Annotated in this window: 15 protein-coding genes; 5 read left to right on the plus strand and 10 right to left on the minus strand. The window is 64.2% G+C overall.

Going from position 1 to position 14,537, the window contains the following annotated elements; all coding sequences use genetic code 11:
- Positions 1-37 precede the first annotated feature (37 nt).
- From feoB to ACS7SF_RS21235, 3 genes are all read left to right on the plus strand, one after another.
- Entirely contained in the window at positions 38-1,903 is a 1,866-nt protein-coding gene (feoB, locus tag ACS7SF_RS21225) for a ferrous iron transport protein B (RefSeq protein ID WP_439894099.1), read from the plus strand.
- Positions 1,900-2,220 (plus strand): DUF6587 family protein, encoded by a 321-nt coding sequence (locus ACS7SF_RS21230; protein ID WP_426399681.1) that lies wholly within the window; start codon positions 1,900-1,902, stop codon positions 2,218-2,220. The genes feoB and ACS7SF_RS21230 overlap by 4 nt, the downstream gene beginning before the upstream one ends.
- Before the next feature lie 116 nt (positions 2,221-2,336).
- A complete protein-coding gene (locus tag ACS7SF_RS21235; protein WP_439894100.1) occupies positions 2,337-2,642 on the plus strand; it encodes a hypothetical protein in 306 nt (101 codons plus the stop codon).
- 14 nt (positions 2,643-2,656) lie between these two features.
- On the opposite strand, the gene ACS7SF_RS21240 is transcribed toward ACS7SF_RS21235, so the two are convergent.
- From ACS7SF_RS21240 to ACS7SF_RS21255, 4 genes are all read right to left on the minus strand, one after another.
- Complete coding sequence (locus tag ACS7SF_RS21240; protein ID WP_439894101.1) at positions 2,657-2,902, minus strand: hypothetical protein; 246 nt, start codon at positions 2,900-2,902, stop codon at positions 2,657-2,659.
- Positions 2,903-3,032: 130 nt separating this feature from the next.
- Entirely contained in the window at positions 3,033-3,479 is a 447-nt protein-coding gene (fur, locus tag ACS7SF_RS21245) for a ferric iron uptake transcriptional regulator (protein WP_439894102.1), read from the minus strand.
- A 450-nt stretch (positions 3,480-3,929) separates the two neighbouring features.
- A complete protein-coding gene (locus ACS7SF_RS21250; protein ID WP_439894449.1) occupies positions 3,930-5,141 on the minus strand; it encodes a CynX/NimT family MFS transporter in 1,212 nt (403 codons plus the stop codon).
- Between the two features lie 11 nt (positions 5,142-5,152).
- Positions 5,153-5,608, minus strand: a complete 456-nt coding sequence (locus tag ACS7SF_RS21255) for a nucleoside deaminase (protein WP_439894103.1) — start codon at positions 5,606-5,608, stop codon at positions 5,153-5,155.
- Between the two features lie 85 nt (positions 5,609-5,693).
- Here ACS7SF_RS21255 and ACS7SF_RS21260 point away from each other — a divergent pair, with 85 nt between their 5' ends.
- Positions 5,694-6,569, plus strand: coding sequence for a LysR family transcriptional regulator (locus tag ACS7SF_RS21260; protein ID WP_439894104.1), 876 nt, complete (start codon positions 5,694-5,696; stop codon positions 6,567-6,569).
- 100 nt (positions 6,570-6,669) lie between these two features.
- On the opposite strand, the gene ACS7SF_RS21265 is transcribed toward ACS7SF_RS21260, so the two are convergent.
- The 4 genes from ACS7SF_RS21265 to ACS7SF_RS21280 form a co-directional block, all read right to left on the minus strand.
- Positions 6,670-7,905, minus strand: coding sequence for an MFS transporter (locus ACS7SF_RS21265; protein WP_439894105.1), 1,236 nt, complete (start codon positions 7,903-7,905; stop codon positions 6,670-6,672).
- A 110-nt stretch (positions 7,906-8,015) separates the two neighbouring features.
- Positions 8,016-8,975, minus strand: coding sequence for a PDR/VanB family oxidoreductase (locus ACS7SF_RS21270; RefSeq protein WP_439894106.1), 960 nt, complete (start codon positions 8,973-8,975; stop codon positions 8,016-8,018).
- Between the two features lie 8 nt (positions 8,976-8,983).
- Positions 8,984-9,766, minus strand: a complete 783-nt coding sequence (locus ACS7SF_RS21275) for an SDR family NAD(P)-dependent oxidoreductase (RefSeq protein WP_439894107.1) — start codon at positions 9,764-9,766, stop codon at positions 8,984-8,986.
- Between the two features lie 10 nt (positions 9,767-9,776).
- Positions 9,777-11,048, minus strand: coding sequence for a Rieske 2Fe-2S domain-containing protein (locus ACS7SF_RS21280; RefSeq protein ID WP_439894108.1), 1,272 nt, complete (start codon positions 11,046-11,048; stop codon positions 9,777-9,779).
- A 131-nt stretch (positions 11,049-11,179) separates the two neighbouring features.
- Between ACS7SF_RS21280 and ACS7SF_RS21285 the strand changes: the two genes are divergently transcribed.
- The gene (locus ACS7SF_RS21285; RefSeq protein ID WP_439894109.1) at positions 11,180-11,905 is read left to right on the plus strand and encodes an IclR family transcriptional regulator; all 726 of its coding nucleotides are present in this window, start codon (positions 11,180-11,182) and stop codon (positions 11,903-11,905) included.
- A gap of 163 nt (positions 11,906-12,068) precedes the next feature.
- Here ACS7SF_RS21285 and ahpF read toward each other — a convergent pair whose 3' ends face one another.
- Both ahpF and ahpC read right to left on the minus strand, forming a co-directional pair.
- A complete protein-coding gene (gene ahpF / locus ACS7SF_RS21290) occupies positions 12,069-13,643 on the minus strand; it encodes an alkyl hydroperoxide reductase subunit F (RefSeq protein WP_439894110.1) in 1,575 nt (524 codons plus the stop codon).
- Positions 13,644-13,779: 136 nt separating this feature from the next.
- Positions 13,780-14,343: an alkyl hydroperoxide reductase subunit C gene (gene ahpC / locus ACS7SF_RS21295; RefSeq protein WP_439894111.1), complete on the minus strand. Its 564-nt coding sequence runs from the start codon at positions 14,341-14,343 to the stop codon at positions 13,780-13,782.
- Between the last annotated feature and the right edge of the window lie 194 nt (positions 14,344-14,537).

Below are 14,537 nucleotides of genomic sequence, written 5' to 3' on the forward strand. Positions count from 1 at the left end.
CTTTCGGCCGCTTTCCCGGCCTCGCTTATCCGGCTTCATGCAGATGCACGCTTCTTCCCCCTCCTCTTCCTCGCCCGCACTGCGGGTGGCCCTGGTTGGCAACCCCAACTGCGGCAAGACCGCGCTGTTCAACCTCCTGACGGGCAGCCGCCAGAAGGTCGCCAACTACGCGGGCGTGACGGTCGAGCGCAAGGAAGGCCGCTTCACTGCACCGTCGGGTCGGCACGTACAGATTCTGGATTTGCCCGGCGCCTACAGCCTGATCGCCACCAGCCCAGACGAAGCCATCACGCGCGACATCTGCTTGGGTACGTTCCGGGGCGAGGCGCGGCCTGATCTGCTGATCTGCGTAGTCGATGCCACCAACCTGCGGCTGCACCTGCGCTTTGTGCTGGAACTGCAACGCCTGGGCCTGCCGATGGTGCTGGCGCTGAACATGGTGGATGCGGCCGAACGGCGCGGCATCCGCATTGACCGCGCCAAGCTGGAAGCCGCGCTGGGCGTGCCGGTGGTGCAGACCGTGGCGATCAAGCGCAATGGCGCTGCCGAGCTCGTCGCGCATATCGATCATGAGCAATTGCCGGCCGTACCGGCGGGGCTGCCGGCCGACGCGGATCCGCACGTTGAGGTGAAGCGTCTGCTCGACGCGGCAGTGACCATGCCGCGCAGCACGGCCGAGTTGGACGACCGGCTCGATCGCATCGTGCTGCACCCGGTGTTCGGCCTGCTGCTATTGGCCGTGCTGATGTTCTTCATGTTCCAGGCCGTGTTCTCGTGGGCACAGCCGCTCATGGAGGGCATCCAGGGCGCGGTGGAGGCCGTGGGCGTGTGGGTCGGCACGGTCATGCCCGACGGCCTGCTCAAGAGCCTGCTGGTCAACGGCATCATCGCCGGCGTGGGCAGCGTGCTGGTGTTCCTGCCACAGATCCTGATCCTGTTCCTCTTCATCCTCTCGCTGGAAGAATCGGGCTACCTGCCGCGTGCAGCGTTCCTACTTGATCGGCTGATGGCCGGTGCCGGGCTGTCGGGGCGCTCGTTCATTCCGCTGCTGTCGAGCTTTGCCTGCGCGATCCCCGGCGTGATGGCCACGCGCACGATCCAGGACCCGCGCGACCGGCTGGTCACGATTCTGGTTGCGCCGCTGATGACGTGTTCCGCGCGCCTGCCGGTGTATGCGTTGCTGATTGGCGCGTTCATTCCGATGCGGCAGGTGTGGGGCGTGTTCAACCTGCAGGGCCTGGTGCTGTTTGGGCTCTATATGGCGGGCATCGTGTCGGCGCTGGTGGTGGCCTACGTGCTGAAGTACCTCAAGCGCGACCGCAACGAACACCCGCTCATTCTGGAATTGCCGTCGTACCGCCTGCCCAGCGTGCGCAACCTGGCCGTCGGCTTGATCGAACGCGCGCGCATCTTCCTGCGCCGCATCGGCACCGTCATCCTCAAGATGATGGTGGTGCTGTGGTTCCTGTCGAGCTTCCCGGCGCCGCCCGCCAACGCCACCCTGCCGGCCATCGATTACAGCTTTGCCGGCATGATCGGCCGCGCGCTGGAAGTCGTGTTCGCGCCGATCGGTTTTACGTGGCAGATGTGCATTGCGCTGATTCCGGGCATGGCCGCGCGTGAGGTCGCCGTGGGTGCGCTGGCGACGGTGTATTCGCTGTCGGCCACGCATGAAGATGCGGCCGCGCAACTGGCACCCGTGATCGCTCAGCAATGGTCGCTGGCCACCGCGCTGGCCTTCCTGGCGTGGTACGTGTACGCGCCGCAATGCATCTCGACGCTGGCCACCATCCGCCGCGAGACCAACTCGTGGAAGGTGATGGCCGCTACGGCCGGTTACCTCTTCGCACTGGCCTACCTGGCCGCCTTTGCTACCTACCAGATCGCACGGGTGCTGACATGAGCGTGTACCACGTGGTTGAAACCGGCGTTGTTGCTACCGTGGTGGCATTCAGCGCGCTGTCGATTACCGGCCGCTATGCGCCGGCCATGCGGGCGCGCACGATGGCGCGTGTGGCGGGCTGGTGCGATCGGCCTTCACGACCCGATTGGATGCGCGCCTTCGGGCAGCGCTTGCTCACGCCGGGCGAGGCACCTTCGTGCCATTCCGATCCGCTGTCGGGCAGCGCATGCGGCAGTGGCTGCAGCGGATGCGCATCGGGCGAATCGTCTTCGTCTGCCGCAGTTGAACAGCCGATCCACTTCGTGCGCCGCAAATAACGGCCGACGCAATGTCACAACACCTGCGGGCCCGCATGGGGACAAACCATGCGGGCCCGTTTCATTTTTGGCGAGTGCAGGCGTAGACTGGTCCAAACCTGAACGGGGGACGCATCATGACCGAAGAGTTGCTGGTCCAGTTGATCGCGGAAGTCGAGAAGGAAGACCCGGTGGATTTCGCCAACCTGCCCTTTGACGAGCAGATGCTGCGCGACCTGGTCTGCAAGCTGGTTTCGCGCCAGCTATCGCAAATGGAAGATGCGCATTTCAGCCAGGACGAAGTGATCGTCTCGCTCACGGCGAGCATCGCCAAGCTGGTGCTGGAAAACCTGGTGCTGAATGCGCGCCTGCTGGCGCACCAAGGCCACAGCGAAAGCGCCCGTGAACTGCTGGAGCGGATCGCGCGGCAAGCCAAGGGATAGCGCGCGAATATCGTTCAGCGCGCGACGTTGTACTGTGTACGCGCCCGCATCAGCAAACGCTTGGCCACCGACAGACCTCGGATGGCCGCGTCATCGTCTTCAGTCAAGACATCGAACTCGGCGCTCCAATTGCAACCAGTGTGATCGGGGCGGTGGATGCACATGGCGCGCAACTCGCACTGGGCGCATTCCGGGTGCTGCTGGACACAGCGGGCCAGCAGGCTCTTGAGTTCATCTTCGGACTTCAAACGGCGTCGCATCGGCATCTCCTGGGTAACACGGTGTGTTGGAACCGCTGTCGCCCGATGAGTTTCGCCATGATTGCCCCGATACTGTTTCAGGGCGTTACCAGATCACATGCTCACATGCGCTCAGCCCATGCGCACTCACTCAGTGTGAGGTGCCTGCGGCAGGCTGGCACGTCGGGCACAGGCCATACAGCGCCAAGGCGTGATCGCGCAGCACAAAGCCACGCTCGTTGGCCACGCGCTCCTGGCGCACCTCGATGGCCTCGTCATGAAACTCTTCCACCCGGCCACATGACACGCAGATCAAGTGATCGTGGTGCGCGCCCTCGTTGATCTCATACACCGCATGGCCGGCCTCGAAGGTATGGCGCAGCAGCACACCGGCATCCACCAGTTGGTTGAGCACGCGATACACCGTCGAGATGCCGACATCGAGTTCCGACGTGAGCAACTGCCGATACACATCTTCGGCGCTGAGGTGGCGGCTGTGGTCCGTGCCGGTCGCGAGGATTTCCAGAATCTTGACGCGCGGCGACGTGGCTTTGAGCCCGGCTCTACGCAAATCGGGTAGGTCGGTCGAGTTTGGCATGGCCTGACGGGAAGGTCGGAGCGTGAAGGTTGGAGCGTAAAAAAACGAGGGCGATCAGCGGCAGCCAGGAACGGCGTCGCATTCGTCGCTATCGTCGGAATGGTGCAGGAGGGATTCAAAAAAAAACGGCATGGCTGGCGGCCCGGAAAAGTCGCAGTCGGGAAAGCGGGGTCTAAGTGCTTTCCCGACTGTCGGGCGGCTTGCTACTGCCAAACGCTCTGTGTGTCAGAGCGGTCCCCACAAAAGATCGGTTGCCGGGGCGCTGCATCCTCAGAAGATGCGCGCACTCGCAGCGGAATTCGGATCGATGCGCTGCGTTGCCTTGCGTTTTGGGGGCTGCCCCATCGGCTGCTGCGCTGTCGATGGAGAGACTATAAATGCGAATGATTCGCATTTCAAGAGTTTTTTGCAAATCGCCGAAAGCCATTGCGGCAAAGGGCTGGGGCCGTGTCAAACGCGCCCGATGGCGCGCGCATAACCGGCCGGCGCAAAGCGTAGCGTGGTCAACGACGAGACGATCACGATGGCAAGCAACAGCAGCCACGACGCCTGAAAGCCGCCCGTCATCTCTCGCAGCCAGCCCACGGCATACGGGATGATGCCGGTGATGATGAAGCCGATGCCTTGCACAAAGGCCGCCAGATAACCGGCGGCGCGGGCATCGGGCAAGTGGTCGAGCGTGAGCGTAAGGCACAGCGAGAACATCGAGCCCAAGCCGCAGCCAATCAGCGCCACCCACAGCGCCGTTCCGGCGAGCGGCGCCAGCAACAAGCCCGCCATCCCGATCAGTTGCAACACCAGCATCGCCAGTAACCACAGGCGCCGATCGGGCCGGCGGCGGGCAAGCATCGGCGCGGCGAAGGCGCCGATCACCTGGAAGATGGTCATCACGCCAATCAGGCCACCGGCGTCTTGCGCGCTCCACCCCAATTGGCGATAGAACATCGGCAGCCACGCAATCATGCTGGTGTAACCGCCGTTGGCCGCGCCAAAGTAGATCGCCAACAGCCATGCGCGACGGTTGCCGAAGAAGTTGAGCACCGGACCACGCTGCGTGGGCGCCGCCGCTTCGCGCGGGCGTGCAGCCATCCACAGCACCAGCGCCAGCAGCGCTGGCAATGCCCACACGCCAAGGCCCGCGTGCCAATCGGCCAGATGCGCGATGCGCGGGCTGAGCGTGGCAGCCATGCCACCACCCGCCATCAAGGCGGCGGAATACAAACCCAGCGCCATCGGCACGCGCTGCGGAAACCAGCGCTTGACGATACCCGGCACCAACGCCTGGATGATCGCCACGCCCGTCCCGGCCAGGGCCGCGCTGGCGATGAGCGCCACGCCCTGCGCGGCCCAGAGCCGCCACAGGCATGCCCCCGCGATCGCCAGCAGGCTGCACGCCACGCCGCGATGCTCCGGTAGCCAACGCGCCAGCCACGGCAGAAACAGCGCCACGCTGCCCATGCACAGCACCGGAATCACGGTGAGCAGCGATGCGCCTTGCAAGCCCAAGCCTGTGCCCGCGCGAATTTCGGCCAGCAGCGGCCCAATGGTCGTGAGGATCGGTCGCAGGTTCAGCGCCAACGCCACGACCAGCGCCACGCCAATCCAGCCCGCATCGGCACGTGCGGAAACAGCGGATGGCGCGGCCGATGCTGCGCCCTGCATGGCCGCGTCGCTCACGACTGGCGCTCCAGCCAGGCTTCGTACAAACCTTGCTCGCCCGCCGGCTTCAGCGCGCTGAGCTGGAGTGCGCCGGCGGCGGGGGCGCCGCGCATGGCTTCATACATCGCAGCGGTGGACATGCCGAAGGGTTCGCCGTCGTCGTTCGAATACGCGAAATGCGCGGTGCGAATGCCGCAGCGCGCCATGGCGGCAAAGCACATCGGGCACGGATGGCCGCTGGCGTACATCACGGCGCCACTCAAATCGGGCGTGGCCAGCCGGAGGCTCGCCTGACGGATGGCCTGCATCTCGGCGTGGGCGGTCGGGTCGTGCGTGGCACAAACCTCGTTGACGCCGTGCGCCACGATCTGGCCGTCACGCACCAGCACCGCGCCGAACGGCAAGCCGCCCGCGTTGACGTTGTCGCGCGCGAGTGCAACGGCCTCGCGCATGTACTGCTCGTCGGACATGGTGTTCTCCTGAAGGGGCCGATTATGGTTGCGCCCCCAGGCATGTTCAAATTAAATGATTGAATGCCTATGAGTGGGATTCCGAATGATTGACCTCGTCTTGCTGCGTAGCTTTGTCACCGTAGTCGACACAGGCAATTTCACGCGCGCGGCAGAACACCTGCACCTGACGCAATCGACCGTCAGCCAGCAGGTGATCCGGCTGGAGCAGCACTTCGGTTGTCGCTTGCTGGACCGCAGCCAGCGCCAGGTCCTGCCCACCGAAGAAGGCGACCGCCTGGTCGGGTACGCCCGCCGGCTGCTACGCCTTGCCAACGAAACCAGCGAAGCGCTCAGCCCCGAGCACACGGAAGGGGTCCTGCGCCTGGGCGTACCGGAAGACTTGGGCGGCGAGGCGCTGATGCCGCTGGTGGCGGACTTTGCGGTGGAACGCCCGCGCTTGCGACTGGAGGTGGAAAGCGGCTTGAGCCATCACGTGCTGCGACTCTATCGAAACGGCGATCTCGACCTGCTGCTCGTCAAGCAATGGGGCGCCGATAGCGATTGCCATGCGCGCTGGCCAGAACCGCTGTGTTGGGTGGAAAGCGCCGCACGCCCCGTGCTGGCGCAGCACGCCGCCACGGATGCCCTGCCGCTGGTGGTGTTTCCACTGGGGGCGCTGTATCGGCAGGAGATGATCCACGCGCTCGAAGCCCAGGGGCGGCCCTGGCGAATCAGCTATTCGAGTGCGAGCCTGGCCAGCTTGAGCGCAGCGGTCAGCGCCGGACTGGGCGTCAGCCTGCTGCCAGCCGGCAGCGTGCAGCCGGGGCATCGCATGTTGGGCGTCGCTGACGGTTTTCCCGACATCGATGGGTTGGAGTTAGCGTTATACGCACGATCGGAACTGGACAGCGCAGGCCGTACGTTGCGGGATCGGTTGGCGCGGATGTGCGGGGAGCGGGCGCGAGCGTTGAACCCATAAGAATGGGTCATTCCTACCCAATGAAAAACCGAGACCAAGACGTCTCCCGATGGCACCCGCTCTCTCAACCTCGACGCGGAACAACCGATCCTGCCACTGCCTACTTTTGCGGCCGGCCCGGCAAGAGCATGAGCGCAGCCACGGCCACCACCGGCCCAACGGCAAGCGCCCCCAGCGCCACCGAGAACGAATGCGTCTGCCCGTAGAAGTAGCCCACCACCAGCGGTGACACGGCACTGCCCGACTGCCAGATGGCGTTGGTCAGGCCCGCGCCGGCACCAGCAGAGTTGCGCCCGCAGGCGTCGCTCACTTGCGCCATGAGCACGGGCGTGTAGCCGAATCCCACGGCACCCAGCAGCGGCGCCAGCAGATAGAACTGAGTGACCGTGGAACTCTGCCCGAAGACCATCAGCATGACGGCAAAGCCCGCCAGGCACAGGATCGAGATCCGCTTGCGTGCATGGCCATGCAGGTCGGAGAGCCAGCCGAGCAACGGCTTGGCGCAAACGGCCCCGATGCCAAAGGTGGCAGCAATCGAACCCGCCGTCACCGGAGAGATGCCGTACTGCTTGGTCATCAACGCGTTGCCCCACGCACCGAACCCCACGGTGGCCCACAGGCCGCCGCAACCAGCGATAGCCAGCAGGATGAGATTGCGGTTCTTGAGTAGCGCGAGGATGTCAGCCCCCTTGATACGCGCGAGCGGGGGCTCGCCTTCGGGCGCATCCCGCAATACGAACCAGGCAACCACTGCACATGCGAGCGTGATGCCGCCCAGCAGGCGGAAGGCGTTCTGCCACCCATACCACTGCGAGATCGTCGGCACAGTGGCATTGGTAAGCACCACGGCCAACGACGTCGCGGTAGTGTAAAGCCCCATGGCGCGGCCACGGTCCTTGCGGAACCAAGCAGCGATGATCTTCATGCCGGCGGAATAGTCCGCCCCCGCTGCCAGACCCATCGCAAACTGGATGGCAATGCCCGACCACAAGGTATGCGCAAAGCCGAAACAGAACGTGAGCACGCCCAGCGGCACGAGCGCCACAGTGAGCGTAGTGCGACCGCCGAGCACATCGGTCAGGATGCCGCCCGCGATATTGGCCAGCACGTAGCCGATGTAGAACGCGGTGACGAACGCGCCCAGCATGGACACGGACAACCCAAGCGAGTGCCCGACCGGTGCGGCAACGCTGCTCCATGCCACGCGATCCACATAGCTCAACAGGAACGCTGCCCAGACAACCGCCAGCACTACCCAGCGGTAACGTGATGTTTCTGTCTGCGCATGCGATGCGGCCTGCACCACCTCCTCCGTCATCGAGAGGCTTGTCTTCATGGTCTCCTCCATCGCGGGCATCTTTCTGGGCGCTCCGCGTGTGTCAGTGGTGTCCCGGTACCAGGGGTCCGGGGCGTCGTTCGTTGATGGGCGGCTCTGCGTCCGCTCTTTCAAAGATCGAGGACCAGCGTGCGCGACCTTGCGCGCGAGCAGCACGGCGTGAACTGGTCGTTCCTGGCCTGCTCTTCCGGGGAGAGGTACAGGTCACGATGATCGGGCTCGCCTTCGAGCACGCGCACCAGGCAGGTCCCGCAGATGCCCTGCCCGCAAGAGACCGGCACATCAATGCCAGCCGTGGCAAGCGCTTCCGCCACCGTCTGCCCCGCTGGCACGGCAACGGTCTTGCCTGAGCTGGCGAGCTTCACTTCAAACGCATCGCCGGTGGCCTCAGCGCTGGCGGCAAAGAATTCGTAGTGCAAGCGATCCTCTGACCAGCACAGCCGGCGTGCTGTCTCCAGCACAGCATCCATGAAGCCCCTGGGGCCGCATACGTACAGGTGCACATCCGCACCGGCCTCCGCCAGCACGGCCTGAATGTCGAGCTTCTGTGCTGCGTCCTCATCATCGAAATGGAACGCTACCCGATCAGCATAGGGCGCGCTGCCAAGCTGTTCGACAAAGGCGGCGCGTTCCCGCGAGCGGGCGCAGTAGTGCATGGCAAACGCATGCCCATCGCTGGCCAGGTATTGCGCCATACACAGCATCGGGGTGATGCCAATGCCGCCGGCCAGCAGCAGATGCCGTGGCGCGTCCGCCTGAATATGGAAGTGGTTGCGCGGCGCGCTGATCCGCAGCGTGCTGCCCTCTTCCACGGCCTCGTGCATGGCGCGCGAGCCGCCGCGCGACTGAGCGTCGCTCAGCACGGCAATCACATACCGGTGCCGCTCGTCCGGGTGGTTGCACAGCGAATACTGACGCGTGAAACCGCCCGGGATCTGCACGTCGATATGCGAGCCGGCGGAGAACGCCGGCAGCGGCGCGCCAGCTGGGTCAGCCAGTTCAAAGCTGCAGATGCCTTCCGCTTCCACCTGCTTGCGCACCACGCGCACGGTGAGTTGCGATGTGTCCATACCCACCTCTACATCACGTGCAAGCCACCGTCGACCATCAGCGTGGTGCCGGTGATAAACGAAGCCTCGTCGCTGGCCAGCCAAAGGATCGGCCAAGCGATTTCGTCGGGCGATGCCCAGCGTCCCAGCAGCGAGGTGTCCTGGCGCTGCGTCTTGAGCACGTCGACGCTCTTGCCGGCAGCCTGCGCGCGGCCGATATGGAAATCGGTCAGCGTTGAACCCGGACAGATGGCGTTGGCTCGCACCCCATGCGCGGCCTCTTCAAAGGCCAGCGTGCGCGTCATGGCCAGCATGCCGGCTTTGGTGGCGTCATACAGGCCCATGCCCTTGCGGCCCGTCACCGCATAGCAGGACGAGACGTTGACGATGCTCCCCCGCCCGGATGCTCGCAGCAGGGGCAACGCGGCTTTGCAGTAGTTCGACGTGCCGACCAGGTTCACGTCAATCATGGCGTGCCACTCGTCCGGCGTGACTTCCGCGAGTGCTGAGTAGTTGCGCATGGCCGCGTTGTTCACGAGCACGTCCATGCCGTCAAACTTGTCCGCCACCAACTGCACGGCGTGCTCGGCCTGTTCCGGATCGTTCACGTTGGCCGCCAGCGTTTGCACCTGAGCGTCGGGAATCTGCGCAGCAATGTCTGCGGCGGTGCGTTCCAGCGCTTCAGCGCTCGCGTCAACCAGCATGACCGACGCGCCCGCCGCGCAGAACAGGCGCGCCGTGGCAGCACCGATGCCGCCTCCGCCGCCCGTGATCAGGGCGCGTTTGCCCTGGAGCCGTTGTCGTAGTTCCATCATCGCCGCCTTACACCGAATAGACCGGCTGGTCCTTGCCGTCATCCAGATGCACGCGTGCCCACTCTTGCGGCTTCTGATCCTTGGGCAGCAGCACGCCGGCAGCGCGCACGCGCTGGGCGCTGGCGTCGAGCGCGGGCGGTTCCACATCGCTCCGCATGTTCGTGGCGGCTTCATACAGCATGCGGCGGCACATCACGATCGCGCGGTCGGTGGGCAGCAGCTTCTCCGCTTCGTGGTTCTGAATCGGGCCCATGCTTTCCTGTAGCGACGAGTCCTGCACCGCGAAGCCGAACACGCCGCTATAGGCGCGCTTGTCCTTCTGGGCCTGGCGGTCGATCAGGTAGTCGTTGTCCTTGTTGGCCTTGGTGCGCCAGGAGCCTTCTTCGTATTCGTTGTGGATGCCCTTGCCAGCCTTCATGTCGACCAGTTCCTGCTCGGTGAGCGGGCGATCGGGGCGGAAGTTGATACTCCAGGCCCAGCAGTTGTGGTCATCGATGGGCACCCACACATGGCCGCCCAGCGCATGCTCGCCAAACGGCGGAATCAGCGTGTACCAGGGGAACAGCCACTGCGTGATGCGGTAGTAGTACGTGTCTGCATCGCCGTTGCGACGGCCGAACAGCGTGAGCCCTACCGGCGTCTTTTCGATATCGAAGATCACGTTGCCGTCGGCCTTGATGTACTTCAGCGCCTCGGTGCCCTGATGCATCGGGTCATCGTCGACTTCGTAGCGGTGCACGTACGACACGTGGCTGGTGTCGATGCCGCCCTCCATCGCCTGCAGGTAGTTGCTCTCCTGGAGGCGCTTGGAGACATACACATGGCTCGCGGGCAGGTTGCACCACTCCACGTCGGGCGGCGCGGGCTGCTTGTCCTTCGGGCCCAGGTAGGCCCAGACGATGCCCGCGCGCTCGATCGTCGGGTATGCCTTGATACCCATGTGCTTGCAGGCCTGCGGCGCCGAAGGCACGTCCACGCACTTGCCGTCGCGGTCGAACTTGAGGCCGTGATACGCGCAGCGGATGCCGTTCTCTTCATTGCGGCCGAAATACAGCGACACGCCACGGTGCGAGCAGAACTCGTCGATCAGCGCCGCCTTGCCTTCGGTATCGCGAAACGCCAGCAGCTTCTCGCCCAGCAGCTGCACGCGCACAGGCGGGCAGTCGGGCTCAGGAATCTCGCTCACCAACAGCGCCGGTACCCAGTACCGGCGCATCAGGTCGCCCATTGCGGTGCCGGGGCCCGTGCGCACCAATGTTTCCGACATCTGCTTGTCCATCTCCAAATCCTCCTTGATTTGTCCGCTTGATGAGATTTGAGTCCATTGTACGAACAACTTGAGAAAGGTCAAGACCGACTTTGAATACAATGGCGAAGATGAAAAAAGCAGAAATGACGGGAACTCATCACATGGAAGCCGAAAAAAACCAGGACAGCGTGCGCGCCGTGGACCGTGCGCTGGACATCCTTCTGGCCTTCCGCCCAGGCGACGAAGCGTTGACGGTGGCGGAACTGCTCAAGCGCGTCGACCTGAGCCGGCCGACGCTGTACCGCCTGCTCAACGCGCTGGAGCACAACGGCTTTCTGGTGTCGTTCGGGGAGCCCCAGCGGTTCCGGCTGGGGAGTTCGGTCGCGCGGTTGGCCTATGTCTGGGCCTCAAGCCACCGCATTGCCGACATCGCGCAGGCGCCGTTGCGCCGCCTGTGGGAAGCCACCGGAGAAACGGTGGCGCTGTTCGTGCCGGAAGGTGCGTACCGCGTGTGCGTGGCCGAGGTCGAAAGCGTGCAGCCGCTGAGCTTCCGCCGCGGTCTGGGCTATCGGGAAAAGCTGGCCCTGGGCGCCAGCGGACGCGCGATCCTTGCGCACATGGACAGCGCTGCGGTGGAGGCGCTCGATGTCCACATCGACCCGACCGAACTGGCCGCCATTCGTGAATGCGGCTACGCCGTCAGCCGCAACGAACTGATCGAAGGCGCCGTAGCATTGGCGGCACCGTTCTTCAATGGCGCCGATCGCGTCGCGGGTTCGCTTTGCATTTTCGGCCCCGGGGTGCGCATGACGGAAGACCGCGTGTCGGCATTCTCCGACTTAGTCGTGGCCGAGGCGGCGACGCTTTCCAAGGCGCTTGGGCAGTGAGTCGATTCGCCCCCGTCTTTCGAGGAGGCCAGTTGGTTTATGTTGAGGCCGCGCCAGTGACCGGCTGGCGCGCATGTGTGGAGCGCGGGCGCGAGCGCTGAACCCATAAAAAAACCGGACCCGCTCATCGCAAGGTCCGGCTTCATACAGCTTGATTCCCGCTTCAGGCAGCTTCCGCCAGCGGCACGCGGATCAGATGATCGAACGCCGACAGTGCCGCCTTCGCACCATCACCCGTCGCGATGATGATCTGCTTGTAAGGCGTCGTGGTCGCATCGCCTGCAGCGAACACGCCTTCCGCGCTGGTCTGGCCGCGCGCATCGACGACGATCTCGCCGAAGCGGTTGCGCTCCAGGGCACCGTCCAGCCATTCGGTGTTGGGCACCAGACCGATCTGCACGAACACGCCTTCCAGCGCCACTTCGTGCTCGACGCCGTCCACGCGGCTCTTGTAGCGCAGGCCGTTGACCTTCTGGCCGTCACCGGTGATCTCGGTGGTTTGCGCGTTGGTGACGATGGTCGCGTTCGGCAGGCTTTGCAGCTTGCGCACCAGCACGGCATCGGCCTTCAGCTCGCCGGCAAATTCGACCAGCGTGACGTGGTTCACCAGGCCGGCCAGATCGATGGCCGCTTCCACGCCCGAGTTGCCGCCGCCGATCACGGCCACGCGCTTACCCTTGAACAGCGGGCCATCGCAGTGCGGGCAGTACGCCACGCCCTTGTTCTTGTATTCCTGCTCGCCCGGCACGTTCACGTTGCGCCAGCGTGCGCCGGTCGACAGGATGATCGAACGGCCCTTGAGCACCGCGCCATTGGCCAGCGTGACCTCGGCAAAGCCGCCCGGCTTGTCTGCCGGCGTGAGCTTGACCGCGCGCTGCGTGTTCATGATGTCGACGTCGTACTGGCGCACGTGCTGCTCCAGCGCTGCGGCAAACTTCGGCCCTTCGGTCTCCTGCACGGAGATGAAGTTCTCGATGCCCAGCGTGTCGAGCACCTGACCGCCAAACCGCTCGGCCACCACACCGGTACGCACGCCCTTGCGTGCCGCGTATACGGCAGCCGCTGCGCCAGCGGGGCCACCGCCGACAATCAGCACGTCATACGCTTCCTTGGCGGCCAGCTTCTCGGCATCACGCGCGGCGGCGCCGGTGTCGATCTTGGCGAGGATCTCTTCCACGCCCATGCGGCCCGTGCCGAACGTTTCACCGTTCAGGAACACGGTCGGCACGGCCATGATCTGGCGTGCTTCGATTTCGCCCTGATACAGCGCGCCATCAATGGCGACGTGCTGGATGCGCGGGTTGATCACGGACATCACGTTCAGCGCCTGGACCACGTCCGGGCAGTTCTGGCACGTGAGCGACATGTAGGTCTCGAAGCGGAAATCGCCTTCGATGTTGCGGATCTGCTCGATGACGTCGGCTTCAAGCTTGGGGGCATAGCCGCCCACTTGCAGCAGCGCCAGCACGAGCGAGGTGAACTCGTGGCCCGTCGGGATGGCGGCGAAACGTACGCTCACATCGGCGCCGGTGCGGCGGATCAGGAACGACGGTGCGCGCTCGGCGGCATCGCGTTGTTCGGTCAGCACGATCATGCTGGACTGCTCGGCCACATCACGCAGCAGGTCCATCATGTCGCGGGAGCCCTCGCTGTCATCGACGTTGGCGACCAGCTCAATGGGCTGCACGAGGCGTTCGAGGTAGGCCTTCAGTTGGGCCTTGACATCAGCATCCAGCATGACGACTTCCTTTATTCGTTTTGAGTCCGGGTGTGGACAAATCAGAGGGCACGGCACATGCCGTCGCCCTTAAGCAAACGGCCGGCAGAGCCGGCCGTTTTTCACGCTGCATTTCTGCAGCAACAGCCTTTGCTACTTAGATCTTGCCGACCAGGTCGAGGCTCGGCTTGATGGTCTTCGCGCCTTCGTTCCACTTGGCCGGGCACACGTTGCCCGGGTTGTTGGCGACAAATTGTGCTGCCTTGAGCTTGCGCAGGGTTTCCTTCACGTCACGGGCGATGGCGTTGTCGTGCACTTCCATCGTCTTGATCACGCCTTGCGGGTCGATCACGAACGTGCCGCGCAGGGCCAGGCCTTCTTCCGGGATGTGCACGCCGAAAGCGTTGGTCAGTGCGTGCGTGGGGTCACCCACCAGCGGGAACTGTGCCTTGCCCACGGCCGGCGAGGTTTCGTGCCACACCTTGTGCGAGAAGTGCGTGTCGGTCGTGACGATGTAGACCTCTGCGCCAGCCTTCTGGAATTCAGCGTAGTTGTCCGCTGCGTCTTCCACTTCGGTCGGGCAGTTGAAGGTGAATGCGGCCGGCATGAAGATCAGCACGGACCACTTGCCCTTGAGCGACTCATCCGAAACTTCGATGAACTTGCCGTTATGGAACGCTTGGGCCTTGAACGGTTGGACTTGAGTATTGATCAGCGACATAGTGGTTTTCGGTTGGGGTTGCTTGGTTGACAACGGAGTGGATCGTATCGCCGTTCGATGCATTGCACAAGTTGATTGATCTGATTTTATTGATTGTTTTTTTCTATTGCACTATCTCCAGCCTCAAGTCGCCGCTCTGCCCCGCACCTGACATCGAGCCTCCGCGACAGTTCTCTCGAGTCTCTCGATCCCCC

This window comes from Ralstonia sp. 25C (assembly GCF_051904805.1).
GTDB lineage: Bacteria > Pseudomonadota > Gammaproteobacteria > Burkholderiales > Burkholderiaceae > Ralstonia.